Annotated in this window: 22 protein-coding genes; 9 read left to right on the forward strand and 13 right to left on the reverse strand. The window is 55.4% G+C overall.

Going from position 1 to position 25,127, the window contains the following annotated elements:
• The first annotated feature begins 107 nt into the window (after nt 1–107).
• Entirely contained in the window at nt 108–440 is a 333-nt protein-coding gene (gene grxD, locus BLU05_RS02210; RefSeq protein ID WP_091878419.1) for a Grx4 family monothiol glutaredoxin, read from the forward strand.
• Nucleotides 441–581: 141 nt separating this feature from the next.
• Nucleotides 582–1,787 (forward strand): multidrug effflux MFS transporter, encoded by a 1,206-nt coding sequence (locus tag BLU05_RS02215; RefSeq protein ID WP_091877533.1) that lies wholly within the window; start codon nt 582–584, stop codon nt 1,785–1,787.
• Nucleotides 1,788–1,808: 21 nt separating this feature from the next.
• On the opposite strand, the gene BLU05_RS02220 is transcribed toward BLU05_RS02215, so the two are convergent.
• The 4 genes from BLU05_RS02220 to rpsD form a co-directional block, all read right to left on the reverse strand.
• On the reverse strand, nt 1,809–2,636 hold the full coding sequence (locus BLU05_RS02220; RefSeq protein ID WP_091877535.1) for an inositol monophosphatase family protein: 828 nt from the start codon (nt 2,634–2,636) through the stop codon (nt 1,809–1,811).
• Nucleotides 2,626–3,489: a tRNA 2-thiocytidine(32) synthetase TtcA gene (gene ttcA / locus BLU05_RS02225; RefSeq protein WP_091877537.1), complete on the reverse strand. Its 864-nt coding sequence runs from the start codon at nt 3,487–3,489 to the stop codon at nt 2,626–2,628. Before ttcA ends, BLU05_RS02220 begins: the two co-directional genes overlap by 11 nt.
• A gap of 442 nt (nt 3,490–3,931) precedes the next feature.
• Nucleotides 3,932–4,861, reverse strand: coding sequence for a glutaminase (locus BLU05_RS02230; protein ID WP_091877539.1), 930 nt, complete (start codon nt 4,859–4,861; stop codon nt 3,932–3,934).
• Nucleotides 4,862–4,937: 76 nt separating this feature from the next.
• Nucleotides 4,938–5,555 carry a 30S ribosomal protein S4 gene (rpsD, locus tag BLU05_RS02235; protein ID WP_091877541.1) on the reverse strand — a complete coding sequence of 206 codons (618 nt, stop codon included), beginning with the start codon at nt 5,553–5,555 and terminating at the stop codon, nt 4,938–4,940.
• 294 nt (nt 5,556–5,849) lie between these two features.
• Here rpsD and BLU05_RS02240 point away from each other — a divergent pair, with 294 nt between their 5' ends.
• Nucleotides 5,850–6,842: an extensin-like domain-containing protein gene (locus tag BLU05_RS02240; protein WP_091877543.1), complete on the forward strand. Its 993-nt coding sequence runs from the start codon at nt 5,850–5,852 to the stop codon at nt 6,840–6,842.
• A 247-nt stretch (nt 6,843–7,089) separates the two neighbouring features.
• On the opposite strand, the gene BLU05_RS02245 is transcribed toward BLU05_RS02240, so the two are convergent.
• Together BLU05_RS02245 and BLU05_RS02250 are read right to left on the reverse strand one after the other, a co-directional pair.
• Nucleotides 7,090–7,281, reverse strand: a complete 192-nt coding sequence (locus BLU05_RS02245; RefSeq protein ID WP_091877545.1) for a DUF3008 family protein — start codon at nt 7,279–7,281, stop codon at nt 7,090–7,092.
• A 265-nt stretch (nt 7,282–7,546) separates the two neighbouring features.
• The gene (locus tag BLU05_RS02250; RefSeq protein ID WP_091878421.1) at nt 7,547–7,963 is read right to left on the reverse strand and encodes a winged helix-turn-helix transcriptional regulator; all 417 of its coding nucleotides are present in this window, start codon (nt 7,961–7,963) and stop codon (nt 7,547–7,549) included.
• Between the two features lie 148 nt (nt 7,964–8,111).
• Here BLU05_RS02250 and BLU05_RS02255 point away from each other — a divergent pair, with 148 nt between their 5' ends.
• Together BLU05_RS02255 and BLU05_RS02265 are read left to right on the forward strand one after the other, a co-directional pair.
• A complete protein-coding gene (locus tag BLU05_RS02255; RefSeq protein WP_091877547.1) occupies nt 8,112–8,753 on the forward strand; it encodes an NAD(P)-dependent oxidoreductase in 642 nt (213 codons plus the stop codon).
• A 1,036-nt stretch (nt 8,754–9,789) separates the two neighbouring features.
• Entirely contained in the window at nt 9,790–10,851 is a 1,062-nt protein-coding gene (locus tag BLU05_RS02265; RefSeq protein ID WP_091878423.1) for an LLM class flavin-dependent oxidoreductase, read from the forward strand.
• Nucleotides 10,852–10,887: 36 nt separating this feature from the next.
• Here the strand turns inward: BLU05_RS02265 and murI are convergent, their stop codons facing one another.
• Together murI and BLU05_RS02275 are read right to left on the reverse strand one after the other, a co-directional pair.
• A complete protein-coding gene (gene murI, locus BLU05_RS02270) occupies nt 10,888–11,688 on the reverse strand; it encodes a glutamate racemase (protein ID WP_091877551.1) in 801 nt (266 codons plus the stop codon).
• A complete protein-coding gene (locus BLU05_RS02275; RefSeq protein WP_091878425.1) occupies nt 11,681–12,541 on the reverse strand; it encodes an RNA methyltransferase in 861 nt (286 codons plus the stop codon). The genes murI and BLU05_RS02275 overlap by 8 nt, the downstream gene beginning before the upstream one ends.
• A 547-nt stretch (nt 12,542–13,088) precedes the next feature.
• Here BLU05_RS02275 and BLU05_RS02280 point away from each other — a divergent pair.
• Complete coding sequence (locus BLU05_RS02280; protein WP_091877553.1) at nt 13,089–14,303, forward strand: NADP-dependent isocitrate dehydrogenase; 1,215 nt, start codon at nt 13,089–13,091, stop codon at nt 14,301–14,303.
• 213 nt (nt 14,304–14,516) lie between these two features.
• Nucleotides 14,517–15,116: a histidine phosphatase family protein gene (locus BLU05_RS02285; protein WP_091877555.1), complete on the forward strand. Its 600-nt coding sequence runs from the start codon at nt 14,517–14,519 to the stop codon at nt 15,114–15,116.
• Between the two features lie 519 nt (nt 15,117–15,635).
• Here the strand turns inward: BLU05_RS02285 and BLU05_RS02295 are convergent.
• From BLU05_RS02295 to recA, 3 genes are all read right to left on the reverse strand, one after another.
• Nucleotides 15,636–16,250, reverse strand: coding sequence for a hypothetical protein (locus BLU05_RS02295; protein ID WP_139210384.1), 615 nt, complete (start codon nt 16,248–16,250; stop codon nt 15,636–15,638).
• A gap of 1,108 nt (nt 16,251–17,358) precedes the next feature.
• The gene (gene alaS, locus BLU05_RS02300; protein WP_091878427.1) at nt 17,359–20,016 is read right to left on the reverse strand and encodes an alanine--tRNA ligase; all 2,658 of its coding nucleotides are present in this window, start codon (nt 20,014–20,016) and stop codon (nt 17,359–17,361) included.
• A gap of 418 nt (nt 20,017–20,434) precedes the next feature.
• A complete protein-coding gene (recA, locus tag BLU05_RS02305; protein ID WP_091877561.1) occupies nt 20,435–21,529 on the reverse strand; it encodes a recombinase RecA in 1,095 nt (364 codons plus the stop codon).
• 317 nt (nt 21,530–21,846) lie between these two features.
• Here recA and BLU05_RS02310 point away from each other — a divergent pair, with 317 nt between their 5' ends.
• Together BLU05_RS02310 and BLU05_RS02315 are read left to right on the forward strand one after the other, a co-directional pair.
• A complete protein-coding gene (locus BLU05_RS02310; RefSeq protein ID WP_091877563.1) occupies nt 21,847–22,794 on the forward strand; it encodes a carbohydrate kinase family protein in 948 nt (315 codons plus the stop codon).
• A gap of 40 nt (nt 22,795–22,834) precedes the next feature.
• The gene (locus tag BLU05_RS02315; protein ID WP_091877565.1) at nt 22,835–23,758 is read left to right on the forward strand and encodes a pseudouridine-5'-phosphate glycosidase; all 924 of its coding nucleotides are present in this window, start codon (nt 22,835–22,837) and stop codon (nt 23,756–23,758) included.
• Here the strand turns inward: BLU05_RS02315 and BLU05_RS02320 are convergent.
• Complete coding sequence (locus BLU05_RS02320) at nt 23,751–24,410, reverse strand: YiaD family glycine zipper/OmpA-like lipoprotein (RefSeq protein ID WP_091877567.1); 660 nt, start codon at nt 24,408–24,410, stop codon at nt 23,751–23,753. The two genes, BLU05_RS02315 and BLU05_RS02320, sit on opposite strands and share 8 nt — an antisense overlap.
• Nucleotides 24,411–24,481: 71 nt before the next feature.
• Nucleotides 24,482–25,006 (reverse strand): GNAT family N-acetyltransferase, encoded by a 525-nt coding sequence (locus BLU05_RS02325; RefSeq protein ID WP_244518117.1) that lies wholly within the window; start codon nt 25,004–25,006, stop codon nt 24,482–24,484.
• Between the last annotated feature and the right edge of the window lie 121 nt (nt 25,007–25,127).

The following is a 25,127-nucleotide window of genomic DNA, read 5'->3' on the forward strand; positions in this document are numbered from 1 at the left end:
ATGACCAGCCTTGTTTTGCCAGAATTGAAGCGCTATTTGTTTAGAAGAGATCAATTTGGACCAATGATGACGATTCGTCGTGCATTGGTATGAAAGGTTTGCCCGAAATGAGCGGTATCAACGAATTTATCGACAATGAGGTCAAGAGCAACGACGTTGTCCTGTTCATGAAGGGTACGCCGGGCTTTCCGCAGTGTGGCTTTTCCGGGCAGGTTGTGCAGATCCTTGATTATATCGGCGTTGATTATAAGGGTGTGAATATCCTTACATCAAATGAACTGCGTCAGGGTATCAAGGATTACTCTAACTGGCCGACCATCCCGCAACTTTATGTGAAGGGCGAGTTTGTCGGCGGTTGCGACATCATCCGCGAAATGTTCCAGGCAGGCGAATTACAGACCCTGCTCAGCGAGAAGGGCGTCGCCACAAAGGCCGCCTAGTAACGCAATAATTTCAGTTGGTTCCGGGGAAATCCGGAATCTTATTCTCAAGGCGTCGGGCCCTCCGACGCCTTTGTCGTTGTTTTTGCAGGTCTCATAATGGATAGCACTACACAAGCATCAGCACCGCGTCTGATGGGGATGGGGAAAGTCGAATTCATCGGGATGATGGCCATGCTCATGGCGATCAACGCGCTGGCAATCGATATCATGCTGCCCGGTTTGCAGCAGATCGGCGCGAGCCTCGGGGTGACGAACGAAAACCACAGGCAATATGTGATCTCGGCTTATCTGCTCGGTTTCTCCATATCACAATTATTTTACGGCCCGATCTCCGATCGTTTCGGCCGCCGCAAGCCGCTGCTGTTCGGCCTTGCGGTTTATGTCATCGCAGCCACCAGCGCCGCCTTCGTGCCAAGTTTCGCCTCGCTCCTGTTCTTCCGGCTGATTCAGGGCATTGGTTCCGCAGCAACGCGCGTTATCACCATTTCCATCGTCCGCGATGTCTATGGTGGCCGTCAGATGGCCGAAGTCATGTCGCTCATCATGATGGTCTTCATGATTGTACCGGTTATTGCGCCGGGCACGGGTCAGGCCGTCATGATCTTTGGCGACTGGCATCTGATCTTCATATTCATGGCTGTGATCGCCGCTGCCGTCACGCTCTGGATGTATATCCGCCTGCCCGAAACCTTTGATCCGGCTGATCAGCGCCCGTTCACGTTGAAATCGGTTGCTCAAGGCTTCAAGATCGTGCTGACCAACCGCGTGGCGCTCTGCTACACGCTGGCAAGCGCGTTCCTGTTCGGGGCGCTCTTCGGCTTCATCAATTCGGCCCAGCAGATCTATATCGGCATTTACGATCTTGGCATCTGGTTCCCGGTGGCGTTTGCGTCCGTCGCGATCACCATGGCGTTTTCATCCTTCATGAATTCACGCCTTGTTGGCCGCTTTGGCATGCGCCGTCTTTCCCACGGCGCATTGCTGGGCTTCCTGACCATCAGCACGATCTGGGTGCTGCTGACCATATTCGGACCGTATCCAACGCCCTTCCCGCTCTATCTCGTGCTCTTTGCGCTGGCGATGTTTCAGTTCGGCTGGATCGGCTCGAACTTCAACGCACTGGCAATGGAACCGCTCGGCCATGTGGCTGGTACAGCGTCCTCCGTGCTCGGGTTCATGGGTACGGCGGGCGGCGGCGCCATCGGCGCACTTATCGGCCAGTCCTTTGACGGGACGACCTTGCCGCTGGTCATGGGCTTCTTCGTGGTTTCGGTGATCGGTCTGATATTCGTGCTGATTGCCGAGAAGGGAAAACTCTTCCATCCACACAATCCGCGGGTTTAGACCCGCGGATTTTTGCGTGACTTACTCAGACCAGAGTATCTCACGCAAATCCTGCCAGTTCGCCTTGTCAGGCGCGATCAGCAAGCCGCCATCCAGATGCTTGGGCAGATAGGCAGAACCATCAAAGCGGGCCGCATGGCCGCCCGCTTCCTGATGGATGAGCACACCGGCAAGGTGATCCCACGGCATCAGTTTGTTGAATATGGCAAAATGCGCATTTCCCGATGCTATCAAACGATATTCATGCGCCGCGCAGCGGAAGCCGAACGACGCCTTGCATTTGGCATGGTTACGCGCCAGCGTTGAACGCAAGGGATCGCTGAGGAATTGCCAGGAAATCGCACCGAGCATTTCATTGACCGCCAGTGGTGGTGATACAGACACCTTGTGCCTGACATCAAAAGCCGAACGGATATGGCTGCCTGCGCCTTTGACGCCAATGATCCAGTCCTTGCCGACAGGGTCATGAATAATCCCGGCCACCGTTTCGCCATTGACCACAACGGCAAGCATCACGCCGAAGAGCGGAACACCGGTGGCAAAATTATAAGTGCCATCAACAGGATCAATGATGAAGGCCAATGGCGCATCTTTCAGCTTGCCGAGCAACGATGCGTCAAGCTCACAGGCTTCCTCGCCGAGCACAAATGCATCGGGATAGCGCTCGCGCAGACGTGCCGTGATTACGCGCTCTGCACTGGTATCGGCTTCTGTCACCAGATCAAGTGCTGACGTCTTCTGCTTGATATCGGCAGTACCAAGCTGGCGAAAGCGCGGCATGATCTCCTGAAGTGCAACTGCACTGAGCAGATCACTCAACCAATCAATATCCTGATCATTAAACGGCACTGGCTTCTGCTCCACTTGTGACAAGACCGGCAAAATCAAAGATGTTGCGGTCAAGAAGATGGCTCGGGCGCGTATTGGCGAGCGCGCGGATCATGATTTCCTTGCGGCCCGGCATGCGCTTTTCAATATCGGTCAGCATCGCCTTCATCATATTGCGCTGCAAGCCATCCTGACTGCCGCAAAGATCACACGGAATGATCGGAAACTGCATGGCGGTGGCGAACTTTTCCAGATCATCCTCGGCGCAATAGCTCAAAGGCCGCAGCACCATCACATCGCCCTCATCATTGAGCAGCTTTGGCGGCATTGCGGCGAGCCTGCCGCCATGAAAGAGGTTCATGAAAAAGGTTTCGAGAATATCCTCACGGTGATGGCCGAGCACCAGCGCCGAACAGCCCTCTTCGCGCGCAACACGGTAAAGATGACCACGCCGCAGCCGCGAACAGAGCGAGCAATAGGTCTGGTTTTCCTGCACCTTGTCGGTGACAATGGAATAGGTGTCCTTGTATTCGATCCGGTGCTCAATGCCGTTCGTTTTGAGGAATTCCGGCAGGATATGTTTTGGAAAATTCGGCTGCCCCTGATCGAGATTGCAGGCGAGCAGGTCCACCGGCAGCATACCGCGCCATTTCAGGTCCAGCAGCAATGCCAGCAGGGCATAGGAATCCTTGCCGCCTGACAGTCCGATCAGCCAGCGCTCGCCCGGCCTGACCATGCCGAAATCATCCAGGGCCTGACGCGTATTGCGCAGGAGCCGCTTGCGCAGCTTGTTGAACTCGACATTGGACGGCACCCCGAGAAACATCGGGTGGCAACCCGCCGCATCCGCCAGATCCTGATCGTGAATGGTCATCTTCTCACCTCTGGCGCCTTCATTGCCCCGGTGCAAGCCTCAACGCAAGCAGTGTTTCGTTTTGTGCCAATCCTAAAGTTTGAATTCACCTTTGTTTCAGTAAACTTAAAATTTGCATCAACATTGTTCGTGGTTCGACGGGCTCACCATGAGGGAGAGCGGTGGGCTGCAAAGATAATCGCAACGTTGCAGAACTTGACTCTCCACACTCCACCTCCTCCGTCATCCTCGGGCTTGACCCGAGGACCCACGACCAAGGAGATCAAACGAACTTATATGTTCTGCGCTTTTAAATTATGGGTCCTCGGGTCAAGCCCGAGGATGACGGAGTTGGGGTAACGACGAGGAGCCACAGTTTGCAACGTTGCGATTATCTTTGCAGCCCACCCTTCTCCCTCATGGTGAGCCTGTCGAACCACGCATGATGGTCCTGCAAACAAAACTATTGCCCGAACACCGACCAGCCCGTGCGTTGCGCCAGAAGCTCCAGCGCCGCCGAGCCCAGCAGCGAATTGCCGTTCTCATTCAGCCCCGGCGACCACGCGGCAATCGATGCTCTGCCCGGTGCGATAGCCAGAATGCCCCCGCCGACACCGCTTTTACCCGGCAGGCCGACCCGATAGGCAAAATCACCCGAGCCATCATAATGTCCGCACATCAGCATCAGCGCGTTGATACGCCGTGCCCGGCTTGAGGACACCACACTGCCGCCACTGAGCGGATTGCGCCCGGCAGAGGCCAGATAGAGCCCGGCATGTGCCAGTTGCCGGCAGGACATGGCAATGGCGCAATGGTGAAAATAAACGCCAAGCACATGTTCAGCGGGATGATTGAGATTGCCAAAGGAGCGCATGAAATTGGCAAGTGCCACATTCCTGTAGCCGGTATTGGTTTCGGAGCGTGCCACATTGTGATCAATGGCAATGGTCTCATCATCGGCAAGATGCCGGATGAACTGGACGATTTCGCCAATTGCCTCTTTCGGCAAATGCCCCGCCAGCACCACATCGGCAACGGCAATCGCCCCGGCATTGATGAAGGGATTGCGCGGTTTGCCCTTCTCCTGTTCCAGCTGAACAATCGAGTTGAACGCATTGCCCGAAGGCTCGCGCCCGACACGCTTCCACAACCCATCACCGATCTTGCCGAGCGCCAGCGTCAGGGTGAAAACCTTGGAAATGCTCTGGATGGAGAACGATGTGTCGGCGTCACCAGCCGTATGCACCTGACCATCGACGGTGCACAGCGCCAGTCCGAACTGCTTCGGATCAACCGTGGCGAGTTCGGGAATATAATCAGCCAGCTTGCCCTCGCCGATACGGCTGGCAAGATCCTGATACACACTGTCGACGACATCCTGAAGATCGGTCATACGCGCTCCGGCAAGATAAGAGACAAAAAAAGCCGCCCGGATTTCTCGGGGCGGCTTTTCGAAAACTCAGAACTGATTAACGCGAATAGAATTCGACAACCAGATTTGGTTCCATCTGTACAGCGTATGGCACATCGGAGAAGGCCGGAACGCGTGAGTACTTGGCAACCATCTTGTTGTGGTCAACTTCGAGATATTCAGGAACGTCACGTTCAGCAAGCTGGCTGGCTTCGAGAACAAAAGCAAGCTGCTTTGACTTTTCGCGCACTTCAATCACGTCACCTGCCTTGCAGATGTAGGACTGAATGTTGACGCGGCGGCCGTTAACGTTGACGTGACCGTGGTTGACGAACTGGCGCGCAGCAAAGATCGTCGCAACGAACTTGGCGCGGTACACCACTGCATCCAGACGCGACTCCAGCAGGCCGATCAGCTGTTCGCCGGTATCGCCCTTACGACGGGAAGCTTCTTCATAGGTCTTGCGGAACTGCTTTTCCGAGATGTCGCCGTAGAAGCCCTTGAGCTTCTGCTTGGCGCGCAGCTGTACGCCGAAATCGGAAAGCTTGCTCTTACGGCGCTGACCATGCTGGCCGGGACCATATTCACGACGGTTAACCGGGGATTTTGGACGGCCCCAGATGTTTTCGCCAAGACGGCGATCAATTTTATACTTGGACGATTCGCGCTTGCTCATCGCATTTCCTTTCAACCAAACCAAATCGAAGCTTGCGCCCCGATTCAAGGAAACGCGCCCTCCTCTGCCTCCTGTTTTTGAAGACTGACAGAATGATTCACGCACGCTTTGCGAAATCACTCACGGGACACGTCAAATGAAACGCAGAGCTGTTGAGCCCTGCGCTGGGGTGGCTTCTAGTGTGAAGGTTTCGTGATGTCAAGCCAGACCAAGCATTTCACCGGTTTATAAAGTTTGAAACCGATAGCCCGCATTAGGCGTTAGGTTAGACGCTCAACAGGAGTAGAGCCGATAATGACCCTATTCTCGCAGCAGCAGCGCTGTTCGACACTCGTTCTTTTATCCCTCACAGCATGTTTTGCAACAACGGCTTTGATCAGTAGCACTGATATTACCGAAGCGCGCCAGAGGCGGCATTTTCAGGCGAACCGCCCTGCACTGCCAGTGATTCCGCCAGTCCCGCAAACCAAACCCGGCAGTGAAGCCGCACCCGAAGCGCCCAAGCCTGAGGAAAAGCCGGTAGAGGATATTCAGAAGGCCGATCCGGAAACTACGCCCGTTCCCGAGCAGAAACCCGCGCCGGAAGCCAAACCGGCGGAAAAACCTGATATGAAGCCCGCAGAACAGCTCGGACCCAATCCTCCCCCCGATGGAAAAGCCGGGGATAAGAATGACACGAAGTCTGATGATGAGGACACGGCTGAGAAATCTGATCCGGCCACCTCTCCCGATCGCGTTTATCAAAATGCCTGTCCGGCCTTGATGAATGGCGATGTTCAGGGCGAAATCATTCCGCCGTTGTCCGAGGGCATGTGCGGTGAGCGCTCCCCACTCAAAATTACCGCCATCGGCAAGGACAAGCCGGTGAAATTTGCTGCGCCCATCACCACCAACTGCACCATGGCTGGAACACTTGCCGGATGGATCGGCGATGTGGAGCAGGCAGCACAAAAATCATTTGGTGCAGGGATTGAGAGTATTTCAACGGGTTCCGACTATCAGTGCCGCAAGGTCAATAATGGCCATAAAGGCCGCGTATCGGAACACGCCTTTGCCAATGCACTCGATATCATGTCGTTCAAGTTCACCAACGGCAAAGCCACGGAACTTGGTTCCGGCTGGAAAGGTTCACCGGAAGAACAGGAATTCTGGCGGTCAGTACAAAAAACCAGCTGCGAGAAATTCATGACAGTGATCGGACCGGATGGTGACGCCGCCCATCAGGGCAATCTGCATCTGGATCTCGGCTGCCACGGTAAGGCATGCAAGGCGCGGATTTGTGAGTGATATCTGGGGGGTGCAGGTTTTGCCTTGATTAGTTCAATAGAATGCGTTGCATTGCTGGTTCGTGGGTTCGTGGTTCGTGGTTCGACAAGCTCACCATGAGGGAGATGGGTGATGAAAGGGAGTCAAGTCCTGCCCCTTTCGTGATCCGCAATCTTCGCGATTAGCGTTACATCCACACTCTCCCTCATGGTGAGCTTGTCGAACCACGAACCCACGAACCCACGAACCCACGAACATTGCAACACACTTATTTCTTGGACTTCACCTTCTCGGGCAGACCTTTGCGATCGGTCTCGGCAAATTCCTCGAGCTGTTTTTCATTCATCGATTCATACATGCTTTTCGATGCGCCCTTGAGTTCGCTTTTCTTCGTCTCACCGCGTTTGGCCGATAAAGCCGCGCCCGCAGCTTTCTGCTGGGCTTGAGATTTTGCAGGCATTGTCTTTCTCCCTGTCAATTTCCTACGGGATAAAAACGCGGGGGATACGCGAGGGTTCCCAGCAGCACCATGGTTCGTGGTTTGACAAGCTCACCATGAGGGAGATTGAAGCGTTGCAGGGAGCTAAGTTCTGCAATGCTGGTGATTGGCTTTTGAAGCTCTCACCTCCGTCATCCTCGGTCCCCGGGTCAAGCCCAAGGATGACCCGAGGACCGAGGATGACGGAGGTCGGTGCTTAAAGATGACGGAGTGAGAGGTGCGGCCTTTAACCTTCCTGTGCCTCATCAAACACCTTGCGCGCATCACGCAAATGATCGCGGTTTTTCACTGCCCAATCCCCCAACGCACCAACAGGAACGGCAATCGAATGGCCAATCGACGTCAGCGCATAGGTAACTTCAGGTGGCGACGATGGTTTGACCGTGCGCAATACCAGGCCATCACGCTCCAGCGAACGAAGCGTTACCGTCAGCATGCGCTGCGAAATCCCCTCGACCATCCGGCGCAGTACATTGAACCGGCGCGGCCCGCCCTGAAGATTGATGATCACCAGCAGGCTCCAACTGTCGCCGACAATATCCAGCACCTCGCGCATGGGGCAGGCACCGGCGCCATCAGCCACCATAGCTGCCGATGTTGACAGCAGCGGCACATCGCCGTCGGGCTTTGAATGAATGCTCATCTCATGGTCCTCATCATTTTCAGGGGTGGTTACTTCCATGTTCCCTGAAACGGAAAAAGTGCGTTCTTCACAGGACGCGGCTTCTAGCATAGATGGTTATTAATAGTAACCAGAAAACAATCCGTACCCGAGCATATAGGAGATCAACATGAAAATCGCACTCATCGGCGCCACAGGCTTCGTGGGCAAAGAACTTTTGAAGGAAGCCGTATCGCGCGGCCATAGCGTGACTGCGCTGGTTCGCAATGTCGACAAGGTGGAAAAACTCGATGGCGTGAAGGCAGTCAAGGTCGACGTGCTTGACGTTGCTGACCTTGCCGCAAAGCTTGGTGGCAGCGACATTGTTCTCTCCGCCTATAATCCGGGCTGGGGCGTGGATGACATTCAGGCCATTCACGTCAAGGCCAGCAAGGCCATCACCGAAGCCACCAAAAAGGCTGGAATCAAGCGCCTGATCGTTGTGGGCGGCGCTGGCAGCCTGTTCAATGCGGAAGGCAAGCAATTTGTCGATGGTCCTGATTTTCCTGCGGAATGGAAGGAAGGCGCGCTCGGTGCTCGTCAGGCCCTCAACGACCTGAAGACCGAGAACGGCCTCGACTGGAGTTTTGTTTCACCGCCTTTCGCTCTCGTGCCCGGCTCACGCACCGGCACCTACCGGCTTGGCAAGGACAACCCGGTGTTTAACGCCGAGGGCCACAGCACCATCAGCGCATCTGATCTTGCCGTCGCCATTGTCGATGAGGCCGAGGCCGCCAAGCACGTCAAACAGCGCTTCACTGTCGGCTACTGATATCTTCTTGTCGCGATCACCGGTCCTCGGGTTTAACCCGAGGATGACGGAGGGGGTGCAACGCTAATCGCTGATGTTGCAGAATTTGACTCCCTGCAACCAACCCATGGTGAGCTTCCTGAGCTTGTCGAAGGGCGAACCACGAACCACGCATACGTATCGGCGGTGCTCACCCCCCTCTGCCCTGTCGGGCATCTCCCCCACAAGGGGGGAGATCAGCCTTCAATACGGTCTTTGCACAATCTGAAACATTTCCGGTTGTGCAAAGGCGTTCATGCCCATGTGATCTCCCCCCTTGTGGGGGAGATGCCCGACAGGGCAGAGGGGGGTGAATACATCCACCAACATTGCAGTTGCAGAACATACCTCTCCCATCACCACGCCCGCTTTTGCGTCTGGCTATTGATGAGGTGGGAAAGACGGGCGATCCAAAAGGGAACGCGGAAGTCTTGGTATTGGTAGTGTAATCAATGCGTTCCCCAGAGATTTTCCTGTTTGAGACAAGAAACTCCCGGATCACCCGTCTCGATGACTGTTTTACTCTTGTGAGATAAAACCGCTTCCCCTGCGGTTGGGTTCTCCCCGCAGATGAAATCACCGATCCTTTCCTGACTTCGAAAGTTTTCCGGAGCATTCCCGCCGGAAAGGACACCATCAGAATAAGCGAGGTGAGATGGTGTTGGATAAGTTGGTGTGATTTTTTTTGAAAATGGGCCGCAGTAACATCGCTGGCCCTTCGACAAGCTCAGGATGAGGGAGAGGGGTGGGTTGCGGGGAGCCAAGTTCTGCAACTTTTGTGAGGTGCGACGTTGGTGATGTGAAATCTCTGCGATTAGCGTTGTATCCACCCAAGTCCCTCATGGTGAGCCTCCTGAGCCTGTCGAAGGGCGAACCACGAACCACAGCGGCAAAACTCCCCAACAAACACCTCCCACCCCGGTTTCCTTTTGGTGCCTTGGCAACCGGAATGTGCGTTCTTCACAAGCCTCCACCCCGTGCTTAACTAAGCGGCAACGGAAATTCGAAGGTGAAGATCATGGAACTCGGCATTTATACATTTGCGGGCATGAGCCCTGACCCGGCAACCGGTGTTGCCATTGATGCGCATCAGCGCATGCTGAATCTGCTCGAAGAAATGGAACTGGCCGATCAGGTCGGTCTTGATGTTTTTGGCATTGGCGAACATCACCGGCCGGATTTCGTCATTTCAACGCCCGCTGTGGTTCTGGCCGCCGGTGCGGCACGTACCAAGAACATTCGCCTGACCAGCGCTGTTACGGTTTTAAGCTCCGAAGATCCGGTTCGCGTGTTTCAGGAATATGCGACGCTCGATCTCATCTCGTCGGGCCGCGCGGAAATCATGGCCGGGCGCGGTTCGTTCATCGAATCCTTTCCGCTGTTCGGTTATGACCTCAACGATTATGACGAGTTGTTCACCGAAAAGCTCGACCTGCTGCTGAAACTGCGGGCCAGCGAACGTGTGACGTGGAAAGGCAATCTGCGCGCGCCGATCAACAATCTCGGCATCTATCCGCGTCCGGTGCAAAATCCCCTGCCCGTGTGGATCGCAGTCGGCGGCACACCCGCTTCGGTCATTCGGGCCGGTACACTTGGTCTGCCGCTTGCGGTTGCAATCATCGGCGGTGAGCCACACCGCTTTGCACCACTGGTTGAACTTTACCGCGAGGCCGGAGCAAAGGCTGGCCATGCGCCTGAAGTGCTGAAAGTCAGCATCAACTCGCATGGCTATGTCGCCGAGACATCGCAGGCCGCAGCGGATGGCTATTGGCCGTCCTATGAGGTGGTGATGAACAAGATCGGGCGCGAACGCGGCTGGCCGGCGAGCAACCGGGCGCAGTTTGAAGCGGGCCGCACGCCGCGCGGTGCACTTCTGGTGGGATCACCGCAGGAGGTCATCGACAAGATCATGCTGCAGCATACTTACTTCAAGCATGATCGTTTCATGCTGCAGATCGATCTTGGCAGCCTGCCGCACAAGAACACACTGAAGGCCATTGAGCTATATGGAACCAAGGTTGCCCCTGTCATCCGCAAGGAACTCAGTCAGCCAGTGAAGGCCGAAGCAGCATTGGTATGAAAGACTGAAAATGGCGGCGCTTCGGTCCCGCCATTATCAGGCCATGGCGAGCCCAAAGCCCTGCATCAGCCGCCGTGTTGAAAAATCGGGATCGCCCGATGTGAACACAGCGATATCGTCGCCATGCTCAGGCTCGATACCCGTACCATTGGGCTTGAGCAGCGATAAAGTGCGGCGAGCAATCGCCTCAGCCGGATCAAGCCAGTCCACGGGCCATGGCGCCAGCCGGCGAAACACATTGGCCAAAAACGGGTAATGCGTGCAGGCGAGCACGACAATATCGGTGCGCTTGCCATCCATCTCGACAAAACACGGGGCAATCTCAGCCAATATGTCGGCATCATCAATATGATCACCGCGAATATGCGCTTCGGCCATGCGAGCCAGATTCTGGCTGCCAACAAGCCGTACATGGCATTTCGTGGCAAAGGACTGAATGAGATCGCGCGTATAGGCGCGCTTCACGGTGCCGGGCGTTGCCAGCACCGAGATGAGGCCCGATGATGTGCGCTCGGCAGCCGGTTTGATCGCAGGGACGGTGCCGACGAAAGGCACCGATGGAAAGGTCAGGCGCAGATCATCCAGCACCAGTGTTGAAGCCGTGTTGCAGGGGATGATGACGATCTCGGGATCATATTTCGCAATAAACCCCTCGAACAACCCGACAATGCGCTCACGCAACGGTTCTTCTTCCCAGTCGCCATAGGGGAAACCGGCATCATCGGCGATATAGACAAAGCGCCTGTTGGGGATGAGCACCCTCGCCTCGCGCAGCACGGTCAAACCGCCAATGCCGCTATCAAATGCAATGATTGGCCGATCGGCTGTTTCACTCATCGCCTGATGTGTCCTCCTCGGGAACCACTATCTTTTTCGCAACCGGCTTTTCCCGCTTGCGCCCCTCTGGAGCGCCCGAGCCGCGCGGCGTCTTGGGACTGAAATAGTCGAGCGAGACGACGACCCCGCGCAACAACTTCAATTCCGAATCGGAAAATCCGGCGCGGGTCAACACACCGCGCAGATTGTTGACCATGATTTCCTTGCGCGCCATGGGGCGGAAATATCCGCGCGCCTGCAAAGCATCTTCCAGATGGTTGAAAAAGCCCTGCAGCTGTTCTTTTGGCGCAGGCTCAAGCTCGGGACCACGAAACGCCGTGTCCGTTTCCTTCTCCAACCCGGATTTCATCCACTCATAGGACATGAGCAAAACCGCCTGTGCGATGTTCAGCGACGAAAATGCCGGATTGACCGGAAATGTCACCAGCTCATCGGCGAGGCTGACTTCGTCATTATTGAGGCCGAAACGCTCGCGGCCGAAAAGAATTCCTGTTTTCTCACCCCGGTTAAAACGCTGGCGCAATGTCTGGCCGGCTTCAACTGGTCCGCGCACCTGCTTGAACGCATCACGCTCGCGCGCCGTGGTGGCATAAACAAAATGCAGGTCCTCGATGGCCGATGGCAGATCGTCATAGACCTTGGCGGCATCGATGATGTGGTCGGCCCGGCTGGCAGCGGAGCGCGCCTTGTCATTGGGGAATTCCTCGCGTGGTTTAACGAGGCGTAATTCCGCCAGACCGAAATTCGCCATGGCCCGCGCCACCATGCCGATATTTTCGGGCAATTGCGGCTCAACCAGTATGATTGCCGGTCCTTCGGCGATGAGCGTGCGCTGTCTGTCTGTACCTGCCATGATCAATCCATTGTGAACGCCGCCCTCATACAACGCGCTTTTTCACGGGGCAATGCGGTGTTTTGATTGTGCGTGGTTCGACAAGGGAGATTGCTGCTGTAATGCTAACTGCAAAGGTTGCAGAACGTCACTCCCCAACCCCCTCTCTCCGTCATCCTCGGGCTTGACCCGAGGACCCACAATTTAAAAGTGAAACAGCCATATTTGTTCGACGTCTGTAACTTTGGGTCCTCGGGTCAAGCCCGAGGATGACGGAGAGAGGGGGTATGCCCCTCATGGGAAGCTATATTCTGGAACCTTTGGGATTGGCATTGCATCCAACACCCTCCCTCATGGTGAGCTTGTCGAACCACGAACCACGAACCACGCACCAGCCCTCCACTTTTACCTCCCTCAAAAGCTCTCCCCCCCATTATTCCGCATGGATTGCCATCAAAGCGTTAAAGCCTGTCTTTGCGTTCTCGTTTGCGAGTGCTATAGGGGCGCGAACCCTCAATGAAAACCGATGCTGGCATTCCCAGACCAGCAAAAAAGAGGCTGACTATTCATGGCAAAGATCAAAGTTGCAAACCCGGTTGTCGAGCTTGACGGCGACGAGATGACCCGCATCATCTGGCAGTACATCAAAGAAAAGCTGATCCATCCCTATCTCGACATCGATCTGAAATATTATGATCTTGGCGTCGAGCACCGCGATGCAACCGATGATCAGGTGACCATTGATGCCGCCAATGCGATCAAGCAGTATGGCGTCGGCGTCAAATGCGCCACCATCACCCCGGATGAACAGCGCGTTGAGGAATTCGGCCTCAAGAAGATGTGGAAGTCGCCCAACGGCACCATCCGCAACATTCTCGGCGGCGTTATCTTCCGCGAACCGATCATTGCCAAGAACGTTCCCCGTCTGGTTCCGGGCTGGACACAGCCGATCATCGTTGGCCGCCATGCTTTCGGCGATCAATACCGCGCCACCGATTTCAAATTCCCCGGCAAGGGCAAGCTGTCGATCAAGTTTGTCGGCGAAGATGGCAAGACCATCGAACATGAAGTCTATGACGCACCGGGCGCGGGCGTCGCCATGGCCATGTACAATCTGGATGATTCCATCCGTGATTTTGCGCACGCCTCATTCAACTATGCCTACAACCGCGGCGTTCCCTGCTACCTCTCGACCAAGAACACCATCCTCAAGGCCTATGACGGCCGCTTCAAGGATATTTTCCAGGAAGTGTTCGATGCCGAATTCAAGGACAAGTTCGCCGAAAAGAAGATCACCTATGAGCATCGTCTGATCGATGACATGGTCGCATCCGCATTGAAGTGGTCCGGCGGTTATGTCTGGGCCTGCAAGAACTACGATGGCGACGTCCAGTCCGACATCGTGGCACAGGGCTTTGGCTCGCTCGGCCTGATGACTTCAGTGCTGATGACACCGGATGGCAAGACGGTGGAAGCGGAAGCCGCCCACGGCACAGTGACGCGTCACTACCGCCAGCATCAGAAGGGCGAAGAAACCTCGACCAACTCCATCGCCTCAATCTTTGCCTGGACGCGTGGCCTCGCCCACCGCGCCAAGCTCGACGGCAACAAGGAGCTGGAACGCTTCAGCCTGACACTGGAAAAGGTCTGTGTGGACACGGTTGAATCCGGCTTCATGACCAAGGATCTGGCGCTGCTGATCGGCCCGGATCAGCCTTGGCTCTCAACAACAGGCTTCCTCGACAAGATCGACGAAAATCTGCAGAAGGCCATGGCTGCCTGATCAGGCAATCATTTCGAAATGGAAAAGCCCTGTCGAAAGATGGGGCTTTTTTCTTGCTCTGCTCAAGAACCAAACAATCGCACTTTTGATCCCAACATCACGTTTCCGATAGTGATCGAGTTTCGGTCCATGCGAACAGAACAGAAAAGATTTGAATATTCAGAATGTTGCATGTGAAATGATTGTCATTTCGCAAAAGGACATTTCGAGACAATGAAATCATTTCGCAACAAATCCATATATCTGGTTCGCCACGGGGAAACTGTCTGGAACAGTGTGGGACGTTTTCAAGGACAGTTGAATTCTGCATTGACACAACGTGGAATTGAACAAGCTGAGCAAGTGGGGACGATTTTAGCCCAGGAAATCAAAGACCATTCGTTTCCCATCAATATTCACATAAGTCCGTTGGGACGCGCCAGAGAAACTGCTTCTATCCTTACGAGACATGTTGATTTACCCAGCCGTGAAGAACCGCGAATTTCCGAGGTAACCCTGGGATCATGGGATGGAATGACGCACTACGAGATAGATACCGAATATTCCGGCCTGCTCACCGGCGCAGATGCTTTTGACTGGTATTTTCGATCTCCGGATGGCGAGACATTCGATTCTGCGTGTGCCCGTGTGAAAGCGTGGCTGTCTGACCTATCCGTGTACACAATTGCAATATCGCACGGGTTAACAGGACGGCTTATACGAGGCCTGTACCTTGGATTGCCCATGCGCGAAATGCTTGAATTGCCTGTCTCGCAAAATGGCTTCTTCAAACTGCATAATGGCAGCGTGGAATTCATGGCATACAAGGATTGATGATCAAGAAGGCCATGACCGTCTGATCAGTCAAGCATTTCAGAATTGAAAAGCCCTGTCGAAAGATGGGGCTTTTTCTTTGGGTTGCGCTGTCTCCACCTCGGTATTTTGGGCTTGGTTATTTGACTCGGGATATCTGGCTCTGGGTATCTGGTGGCTAACCATTTGGTTGGTTATTTTGGCTTGGCCATTTGCTACTTCGCCATTTGCTGTTTCCTGTAGCTTTAAACTGATTGCCGCTTTGGGCTGCATTTGGGCTTGCAGCGGGCTGTTTGCAGCTTAAAAATTTAACATTGCCAGCATTTAATATTGCCTAGGTTTGAGGTTGCCCATCGTTGCTGCCTATTGTTGCCATTAGCCATCGTTGCGATTAGCCGACTTTAACGAACATCGCACCTCAGCCGCCATAGTATGATGGACTTGAACGGATGATGGACTTGACCGGACTATTTACAAATGAACTGACCGGACGCATCTCAACGGGCGCCCGTCCCAGCGCGGCAGCACATCCCGGTCAAATCACATTTGCAGGAGAATTTCCCCCTCGGCATCAGTTTCCACCTCTTGGTCAGATTCCGCCTTTGCTTGGTCAAATCCCTCCTTTCCACTCGGTAGCCTGTTCGGCTTTGCCGCCGTAGAACAGATGACCGGGCATCGTGGCAGCTTCATCGTCAATTTCAGATCGAGCACCCGGCGAAATGCATGGGCTGGTATCCTACCGACAATTTTCCCGGCTTTCCCTGCCAGTTCAAAATCAAATCCCTTCGTAGCAGCGGCGACAAAGTCCGCCTCGTCCATCGAAACCACGCCCGTGTCTTCCCGCGTCGGCGAACACGGCAGGAGATAACAAGGCACTTTGGCGCTTAATCCGCCGCTAAACTGCAGTTGCTTACCATAACTCCATGCTTGCGAAATCATACTTTTGCTCGGCCCCACATAGCGTGTCTTGAAACCATAACCCACCGTGGTCGAGTAAAACGGCTGGGCACTCAGCGACGTGAACACAGCGTAGTAAGCCATGACATCAGGTCCATAGGCAGTATCGCTTGCCATATGGATATCTTTGACCACCGTCGATGTCTGACAAGCAACAAGCATCACCGCGGCAAATAAAAGAGCCAGAACAGCTTTCACAGCAGCTCACAAAATCAATAATTAAAACAGATACTCAAGACGTCAAGCAATACGCTCTCGAACTCATTTACCAAAACTGCATACCAAAAAACTGCATGCATTTACCTATAAAATAATATCCACGCACAACGTATCTGCGCACAACACATCTATCGAAGCACTATAAAAACATACCAAAAATAGAATGAGATTCAAATTAGACCATAGTATAATTGATCATGAATTCCGGACCCTATATATTCAAGCTCAAGTGACGAATGAGGAAACAAGATTGAGATTGAGGCCGTATCAAGATCTATGTCCTCGACCGCATCAAAGTACCGCCTGAAATACCCTGAAACACAAAGCGCATTGTTGGGGCTATAAGCGCTTGATGCGAAATGAACGGGCTGCGGCTCGCCGTAGAGATCTGCGTGTGAAAGGTGAGCAGTGTATGGCGTGGATTCCAGATGTGTGGATGATGGCCAGGTGCGTAGGCGATAGGATAGCAGACCAAGGGATCAAGGGTTGATAGCTCAAGCTCGATGTCTCAATAGTGCCGTCATGCTTCCTGCGGACGACTGTTCCTGCGAACCTCCGCGTTGCACATGGACCGTCTTCTTGGCTGCACATGGACCATCTTCTTGAGGGCATCTTCTACGGGAGCGGATTGTACTGCCGAATCTGCCGGGATGGTTTTCACGCGCGTTGGTTCACGGCGCCAGCATCGTTCGCAATAGGCCATACGCCGCCAGGAGATCATACGACTAACCACACGCCACCGGCGCGCGCGCTAACATACCCCCGCTAGCGCCAGCGCGTACGTCGACAGCGCGTGCAGCGTCCCGACAAGCGGCATTCGGCAACGGCCGCATTCGGCAATTCTCGGCAACTGCCGAGAGGCGGCCTACCGACATGTGGCTTTGGGTCGGCAGAACCAGTCCAATCCCGCCGCCAATCCAATCCGCCTGATGATACAAAAAGAGGCTGCTCTAATTGTGAGCTGTGTTAACCCGCCGAAGCGTCGCGCACGGCCTACCGTCAGGTGGTTTGGGTAGACAGAACCAGTCCAATCCCGCTACCGATCCGCCTGACGATACGAAAAGAGGCGCTCAAATAGCGAGCTGTGTTAACCCGCCAAAGCGTCGCGCACGGCGGTAATAGCAGCCTCGGCCTTGGAGCCATCGGGACCGCCAGCCTGCGCCATGTCAGGACGGCCACCACCACCGGCACCGCCAAGTGCCGCTGATGCGATCTTGACCAGATCGACGGCGCTGAATTTGCTGACGAGATCATCGGTGACGCCAACAACAGCGCTGGCCTTACCATCTTCCGAGACGCCGATAAAGGTCACGATGCCGGAGCCGACAGTCTTCTTGGCGTCATCGGCCAACGGCTTCAGGTCGCGCGGACTGACGCCAGTGACAACCTTGCCGATGAAGCCGACGCCGTTGACGGTTTCGGACTGGGCACCGCCAGTGCTGGACCCGCCAAGTGCTAGTTGCTTGCGGGCTTCAGTTAATTCCCGTTCGAGCTTGCGGCGTTCATCCATTAACGCGGTCACCCTCGACAATGCATCGGCGGGTGAGGATTTGAGCGCGCTGGCGATAGATTTGACGCGTTCATCCTGCTCTTCGAGATAGCGGCGGGCCGCCTCGCCTGTCAGCGCTTCCATGCGGCGAACACCGGCAGCAACAGCGCTTTCCGAGACAATACGGATCAGGCCGATATCGCCGGTTGCGCGCACATGCGTGCCGCCGCAAAGCTCGGTCGAATAGCTCTTGCCTGCTTTTTCGCCATGCAGGGCCGTGCCCATGGAGACAACGCGTACCTCATCGCCATATTTTTCGCCGAACAGCGCCATGGCGCCTTCGGCAATGGCATCGTCCACCGCCATCAGGCGGGTGCTGACAGGTGCATTCTGCAGGACGATTTCGTTGGCAAGATCTTCGATAACAGCGAGTTCCTTGTCGGAAATCGGCTTCGGATGCGAGAAATCGAACCGCAGCCGATCCGGTGCAACGAGTGAACCTTTTTGCGCCACATGGGTGCCGAGCGTTTCGCGCAGTGCTTCGTGCAGAAGGTGCGTGGCCGAATGGTTGGAGCGGATACGCGTGCGGCGTACGCTGTCAACCACCAGCTCAACTGGCGCATCCAGTTTCACTGTGCCCTTGACGACCTTGCCGAGATGCACGAACACGCCATCATTCTTCTTTTGCGTATCGGTGACGACAACCGTAAAGCCATCACCGGAAATGACGCCCGTATCGCCCTGCTGGCCACCGGATTCGCCATAGAACGGCGTCTGGTTGACCACGATGGCAACATTCTCGCCTTCTCCGGCACTTTCAATCTGCACACCATCACGCACCAGTGCAGTCACAACGCCTTCGGCCTTTTCCGTTTCATAACCGAGGAACTCGGTCGCACCGACCTTGTCGCGCACCGCGAACCAGACCGTTTCTGTGGCAGCATCGCCCGAACCGGACCAATGGGCGCGCGCCTCCGCCTTCTGGCGTTCCATGGCTGCAGCAAAAGCGTCGGTATCAACAGCAATGCCGCGCTGGCGCAGGGCGTCCTGCGTCAAATCAAGCGGGAATCCGAAAGTGTCATAGAGCTTGAATGCGGTCTCGCCATCAAGACGATCACCTTCGCCCAGACCTTCCGTCGCATCGCTGAGCAGGCCAAGGCCGCGATCCAGCGTCTTACGGAAGCGGGTTTCCTCAAGCTTCAATGTTTCGGAAATCAGGGCTTCAGCACGGATCAACTCCGGATAGGCCTGACCCATCTCGCGGATCAGTGCCGGCAGCAGGCGCCACATCAGCGGCTCCTTCGCACCAAGCAACTGCGCATGGCGCATGGCGCGGCGCATAATCCGGCGCAGTACATAACCACGGCCTTCATTGGATGGCAGCACGCCGTCAGCAATGAGGAAGCTCGACGAGCGCAGATGATCGGCAATCACCCGGTGGCTGGCGCGGAATTTGCCTTCCGCCTTAACGCCAGTTGCATCTTCCGACGCGCGAATGAGCGCACGGAAGAGGTCAATATCGTAATTGTCATGTTCGCCCTGCAGCACCGCCGCAAGACGCTCCAGACCCATACCCGTATCAATCGACGGGCGCGGCAATTCAATGCGCTGTTCCTTGGTGATCTGCTCGAACTGCATGAACACCAGATTCCAGATTTCGATAAAGCGGTCGCCGTCCTCATCGGCGCTGCCGGGAGGGCCGCCCCAAATATCTTCGCCATGGTCGTAGAAAATTTCCGAACACGGACCGCAAGGACCGGTGTCACCCATGGCCCAAAAGTTGTCGCTGGTGGCGATGCGGATGATGCGGTCTTCCGGGAGACCGGCAATTTTTTTCCAGAAACCAGCCGCCGCGTCATCCGTATGGTAGACGGTGACCAGCAGCTTGTTCTTGTCGAGACCAAATTCTTTGGTGATCAGGTTCCAGGCAAGGTTAATCGCCTCTTCCTTGAAATAATCGCCAAAGGAGAAATTGCCGAGCATTTCAAAGAAAGTGTGGTGGCGGGCGGTATAGCCGACATTATCAAGATCATTGTGCTTGCCACCGGCGCGCACGCATTTCTGCGATGTGGTGGCGCGGCTATAAGGGCGCTGCTCCAGACCGGTGAAAACATTCTTGAACTGCACCATGCCGGCATTGGTGAACATCAGCGTCGGGTCATTGCGCGGGACAAGCGGGCTCGACGCCACGATCTCATGGCCGTTCTTCTTGAAATAGTTCAGAAATGTCGACCGGATCTCGTTGACGCCACTCATGTGCATTGCCTTCTGACTTGTCTTGAACCAAAGCGGAATAACCCCTTATTGCATCAAAGGGGCAGAACGCAACGCTTGTAGCGAGGCCACCGCTGCCTGTCCAGAAAATCCGGGAGAGTTGGGGGCTCAAACATCAACGGGTGTTGAGTTCAGTGCTGAACTCCTCTTCGAACATGTCTCTCCCCGTCATCCTCGGGCTTGACCCGAGGATCCACTGCTAAGCAGTCAAACGAACCCGGCTATTCAGCGCTTTTAAATTGTGGGTCCTCGGGTCAAGCCCGAGGATGACGGGGAGAGATATCTTAGACGTGGCGAGCAGGAAGTGCGCACCACAAACCATGCCAAAAAAAGAAAAACCCGTATCCACAGCTGGATACGGGTTTCACATCACAGACCAGAAACAGCCTGTCCCGGGAGATCAGCCTTCGGCGGCCTCGGGGCCATCCGTGTCTTCAATATCGTCAGGGCCCTTGTCGAGCATCTGCTCGGCGATGAGACCGGCGTTCTGGCGCAGAACCAGCTCAATCTCATTGGCCACCTCAGGATTGTCCTTGAGGAAGATTTTCGCGTTGTCGCGGCCCTGCCCCAGACGCTGGGAATTGTAGGAGAACCACGAGCCGGATTTTTCAACGATGCCAGCCTTGACGCCGAGATCAACCAGTTCGCCCGTCTTGGAAACGCCTTCGCCATACATGATGTCGAATTCGACCTGCTTGAAGGGCGGTGCCAGCTTGTTCTTCACAACCTTGACGCGGGTCTGGTTACCGACCACTTCGTCACGCTCTTTCAAGGCGCCGATACGGCGAATATCCAGACGAACCGAAGCGTAGAATTTCAGCGCATTACCGCCTGTCGTGGTTTCGGGCGAACCGAACATCACGCCGATCTTCATGCGAATCTGGTTGATGAAGATAACCATGCAATTGGAGCGCGAAATCGAAGCGGTCAGCTTGCGCAGTGCCTGGCTCATCAGGCGTGCCTGCAGGCCGGGGAGAGAATCGCCCATCTCACCTTCAATTTCCGCACGCGGGGTCAAAGCCGCCACGGAGTCGACCACCAGAACATCGATCGCACCGGACCGGACCAACGTATCGGTGATTTCGAGCGCCTGCTCACCGGTATCAGGCTGCGAAATCAGGAGGTTTTCAAGGTCCACACCCAGCTTACGGGCATAAACAGGATCAAGCGCATGTTCCGCGTCAACAAAGGCGCAGATGCCGCCCTTCTTCTGGGCCTCGGCAATCGTATGCAGCGCAAGTGTCGTCTTACCGGAACTTTCAGGCCCGTAAATCTCGACAATACGGCCTTTCGGCAAACCACCGACGCCAAGGGCTATATCAAGCGAAAGCGATCCGGTCGAAACCGTTTCAATTTCCACAACCTGCTCATTGCGTCCCAGCCGCATGATCGAGCCCTTACCAAAGGCCCTCTCGATCTGGGACAATGCCGCATCCAGCGCTTTCGTTTTATCCACCGAATTACCCTCAACTAACCGCAAAGAATTTTGAGCCATAATACACTACCCCTGTACTATCCATGAAGTCCGGACGCTCCGGTCTATGAAGATATTTGTATCTGTTTTGTTCTCATTTGGCAATATGCATAACCAATTGAAAAATAATGATAACTCAAAAATGTTCTTAAAACGTTCTTGTAGGCGATGCCAATCCCTTGTCCACATATTCCTTGGCGCGAACTGCCGCAAATGCCGAAACAGCCCATTGTAAATTCGAATCGTTCTGATGATTGCGTAAGGCAACGGAGCAATTTAGAGAGGAGCCAGACCAAGTGTCTTGCAACCGATCATTTTGTTCAGCAAAAGCCTTCATTATGACCCAGGACCAAATCCCGCTGCTTTTTGCTGTCGGCGGCGCCCATATGGACCGGCGCGGCCAAAGCAGTGTGCCCTTTATAGCGGGCGCTTCGAACCCCGGCGTGATGCGCGAGGAACCGGGCGGCGGCGTGTTCAATGCGCTGCGCCTTGCGGTCAGGCGCGGCGTCAAGGCAGAGATGTTGTCGGTACGCGGCGGCGACCGGGTCGGCGATGTGATCAGCGCGGCGTTTGAAGCTGCCGGAATCAAAGACAGTTCCGCCGTGTTCATTGACCGGACAACGCCAAGTTACACGGCCATTCTGGATGAACGTGGCGATGTGGTTGCCGCTATCGCCGATATGGCGCTGTATGAACTCGCTTTGCCCCGGCAATTGCGCCGGCGCAAGGTACGCGATTCCATTGAAGCAGCCGATGCGGTGTTCGGCGATGCCAATCTTCCTTCTGAAGGTTTGCAACGGCTGGCGGGCCTTGCCGGAGACAAGCCGCTCTATGCGCTGGCGATTTCTCCGGCCAAGGCTGTGCGATTAAAACCAGTGCTTGGCGATCTTGCCTGCCTGTTTCTCAACCGGCGCGAAGCGTTTGCGCTGACGGGGCTGGGCGCAGATGCAGGCCTGCCTGATCTTCACAAGGCTTTAAAAGCCGAAGGTCTGCGCGCGGCTGTCGTCAGCAATGGCGGCGATGCTGCACTTGTCTATTCCGGTGCGCGCGCATTCTCTTTGCTTCCCCCTGAGATATCAGGGATTGCCGATGTAACCGGCGCTGGTGATGCGCTGGCGGGAGGCACCATTGCCGCGCTGATGCGCGGGCGTCCCCTTGAGGATGCCGTGCGCGAAGGCTTTGCCGCCTCGGCGCTAACCCTGCAAACGCACTCCGCAACCCCTGTCTTCACCGCCAAAATTTTCGATACGGCACTTGCACATATCCCGGCACCAAGCCCGCTCTAATGAGCAGCTTTGCCGGATACGATCATACAAAGGAAGAACCATGACCATTTCAGCCCTCAACCCGTTCACCGATATTGCTCCGGAAGTGCAGAAGGCGCTTGATGCCGGGCGGCCTGTCGTGGCGCTGGAAAGCACGATCATCACCCACGGCATGCCCTACCCTGACAACAGCCGCATGGCGGCCGATGTCGAAACCATCATTCGTGAGGGTGGTGCCGTTCCTGCTACCATCGCCATTATTGATGGCCGCCTGAAGATCGGCATTTCAGCCGAGGAGCGCGAGGCATTGGCACAAGTCAAAGGCGCCATGAAACTGTCGCGCGCCGATCTTGCCTATGCGCTGTCGGAAGGCCGCACCGGCGGCACCACGGTTGCAGCAACAATGCTCGCCGCACATCTTGCAGGCATCAAGGTGTTTGCAACGGGCGGCATTGGCGGCGTGCATAAGGGTGCCGAAACCAGCTTCGACATCTCAGCTGATCTGGAAGAACTGGGCCGCACGCCTGTCATCGTTGTTTCCGCTGGAGCCAAAGCGATTCTGGATATTGAAAAAACGCTGGAAGTGCTTGAAACCAAAGGTGTTCCGGTTGTGGTCTATGGCTCTGATGTCCTGCCAGCCTTCTGGTCGCGTCAGTCGCCCATCAAAGCGCCGCTGCGCCTCGACACACCGGACGCCATCGCAAAATTTCAGGCAACGCGCAGCGCCATCGGCGTCGATGGCGGCATGTTGATTGCCAATCCAATTCCGGCGGAGAGTGAAATTCCGGCTGAAATTATGGGCGGCTACATAAGCGAAGCGCTGGCGCGTGCCACAAAAAATGGCATTACGGGCAAAGCCGTAACGCCATATCTGCTGTCGGAAATTCTTGATATCACCAAGGGCGAAAGCCTGAAGGCGAATATCGCATTGGTGGAAAACAATGCACGCCTTGCGGCACGCATTGCTGTTGCGCTGGTTAGCTAAGCGGCGAAATCTGCAGCTCGACGCGGCGGTTTTGCGACCGGCCAGCTTCCGAATTGTTGGAAGCGACGGGCTGGCTCATGCCAAAGCCGCGCACTGCAAAGCGCCGGTTGTCGATGCCCTGCTGGGTCAGATAGTTTGAAACGGAAAGCGCGCGGCGTTCAGACAGCAGTTGGTTGTACTGCTCGCCGCCGACATTGTCCGTATGGCCGTAGACATCGATGATGCTGCGGTCGAACTTGCGCAAGACAACCGCAACGGAATTGAGCGTTGCGTAGAATTGCGGTTTCACCGCATCCTGATCCGTCGAGAACGTAATGTTCGATGGCATGTTCAGGATGATCTTGTCGCCAACGCGGGTCACGGATACCCCGGTACCCTGCAACTGGGCCCGCAATTCTGATTCCTGCCGATCCATATAATTGCCGACCGCACCACCCGCCAGCGCACCAATACCAGCGCCGATCAGTGCCGCGTTACGACCGGACTTGCCACCCCCGCCAACAGCAAGACCGCCCAGCGCGCCAACTGCTGCGCCAATGGCAGCACCGCCAGCCGTATTCGATATTTTCTGCTCACCCGTATATGGATCGGTCGTGGTGCAACCGGCCAAGAACGTCGCGGCAAGACAGCCGATGGCAAACTTCTTGATCATAGAATCAGTACCCCGTTGGAAATGCGGGAAAATATACCAACGAATACGGCAAAATATGGAAAGAATACGGGCTAAATCGCCCGTATCCGCGCCATGGCCAGAGCATCGACAAACCGTCCATCCTTGAAGGCGTAATCGCGGTGAATTCCCTCGCGCTCAAAGCCGCATTTTTCATAGAGGCTGATGGCTCTGGAGTTGTCGGTATAAACGGTCAGTTCGAGCCGCCGGATATTGAGCCAGTTATCGGCCGCATCAATCAGGGCATGCAGCAGCGCCTTGCCGATACCCCTTCCTGTGAAATCATCATGCACGCCGATGCCAATACCTGCCGCATGGGCACGCCGTCCCGATGATGGTTGCAGGCCCGCATGACCAACGATCTGTCCGCCTGTTTCAGCCGCAATGTTGAGTGCGCCGGGAGCCAGGTTCTCCAGCCATCTGCGTGTCACCTCAACGCTCTGAAATGGCAGACGCAACGTGCCGGCACGAAAGCCGGGTAAGCTGGTCAGGACATTGATCTGTTCGAAATCGCCAGGACGCGTGGCGCGGATCGAAAATCCGTTGGCTTCAAGTGGTGGTGGGTTCTGGTCGTTCATATTGCTCTCCATTTGATCGAGGAGAGCAACGGTCAGACCCTGCTCGCCTCATTGGCAGGGTCTGGTGAAAGATCGCGTCGACTTTAGCGCAATAGCTCTCCACCACCCCTGAAAAGGAGTG

The organism is Phyllobacterium sp. OV277 (assembly GCF_900104355.1).
Lineage (GTDB): Bacteria > Pseudomonadota > Alphaproteobacteria > Rhizobiales > Rhizobiaceae > Phyllobacterium.

Excerpts from the sequence above, each read along its gene's own strand:
- grxD (WP_091878419.1), top strand. The coding sequence starts at position 108 with ATGAGCGGTATCAACGAATTTATCGACAATGAGGTCAAGAGCAACGAC.
- BLU05_RS02215 (WP_091877533.1), top strand. The coding sequence starts at position 582 with ATGGGGAAAGTCGAATTCATCGGGATGATGGCCATGCTCATGGCGATC.
- ttcA (WP_091877537.1), bottom strand. The coding sequence starts at position 3,489 with ATGACCATTCACGATCAGGATCTGGCGGATGCGGCGGGTTGCCACCCG.
- BLU05_RS02230 (WP_091877539.1), bottom strand. The coding sequence starts at position 4,861 with ATGACCGATCTTCAGGATGTCGTCGACAGTGTGTATCAGGATCTTGCC.
- rpsD (WP_091877541.1), bottom strand. The coding sequence starts at position 5,555 with ATGAGCAAGCGCGAATCGTCCAAGTATAAAATTGATCGCCGTCTTGGC.
- BLU05_RS02240 (WP_091877543.1), top strand. The coding sequence starts at position 5,850 with ATGACCCTATTCTCGCAGCAGCAGCGCTGTTCGACACTCGTTCTTTTA.
- BLU05_RS02245 (WP_091877545.1), bottom strand. The coding sequence starts at position 7,281 with ATGCCTGCAAAATCTCAAGCCCAGCAGAAAGCTGCGGGCGCGGCTTTA.
- BLU05_RS02250 (WP_091878421.1), bottom strand. The coding sequence starts at position 7,963 with ATGAGCATTCATTCAAAGCCCGACGGCGATGTGCCGCTGCTGTCAACA.
- BLU05_RS02255 (WP_091877547.1), top strand. The coding sequence starts at position 8,112 with ATGAAAATCGCACTCATCGGCGCCACAGGCTTCGTGGGCAAAGAACTT.
- BLU05_RS02265 (WP_091878423.1), top strand. The coding sequence starts at position 9,790 with ATGGAACTCGGCATTTATACATTTGCGGGCATGAGCCCTGACCCGGCA.
- murI (WP_091877551.1), bottom strand. The coding sequence starts at position 11,688 with ATGAGTGAAACAGCCGATCGGCCAATCATTGCATTTGATAGCGGCATT.
- BLU05_RS02275 (WP_091878425.1), bottom strand. The coding sequence starts at position 12,541 with ATGGCAGGTACAGACAGACAGCGCACGCTCATCGCCGAAGGACCGGCA.
- BLU05_RS02280 (WP_091877553.1), top strand. The coding sequence starts at position 13,089 with ATGGCAAAGATCAAAGTTGCAAACCCGGTTGTCGAGCTTGACGGCGAC.
- BLU05_RS02285 (WP_091877555.1), top strand. The coding sequence starts at position 14,517 with ATGAAATCATTTCGCAACAAATCCATATATCTGGTTCGCCACGGGGAA.
- alaS (WP_091878427.1), bottom strand. The coding sequence starts at position 20,016 with ATGAGTGGCGTCAACGAGATCCGGTCGACATTTCTGAACTATTTCAAG.
- recA (WP_091877561.1), bottom strand. The coding sequence starts at position 21,529 with ATGGCTCAAAATTCTTTGCGGTTAGTTGAGGGTAATTCGGTGGATAAA.
- BLU05_RS02310 (WP_091877563.1), top strand. The coding sequence starts at position 21,847 with ATGACCCAGGACCAAATCCCGCTGCTTTTTGCTGTCGGCGGCGCCCAT.
- BLU05_RS02315 (WP_091877565.1), top strand. The coding sequence starts at position 22,835 with ATGACCATTTCAGCCCTCAACCCGTTCACCGATATTGCTCCGGAAGTG.
- BLU05_RS02320 (WP_091877567.1), bottom strand. The coding sequence starts at position 24,410 with ATGATCAAGAAGTTTGCCATCGGCTGTCTTGCCGCGACGTTCTTGGCC.
- BLU05_RS02325 (WP_244518117.1), bottom strand. The coding sequence starts at position 25,006 with ATGAACGACCAGAACCCACCACCACTTGAAGCCAACGGATTTTCGATC.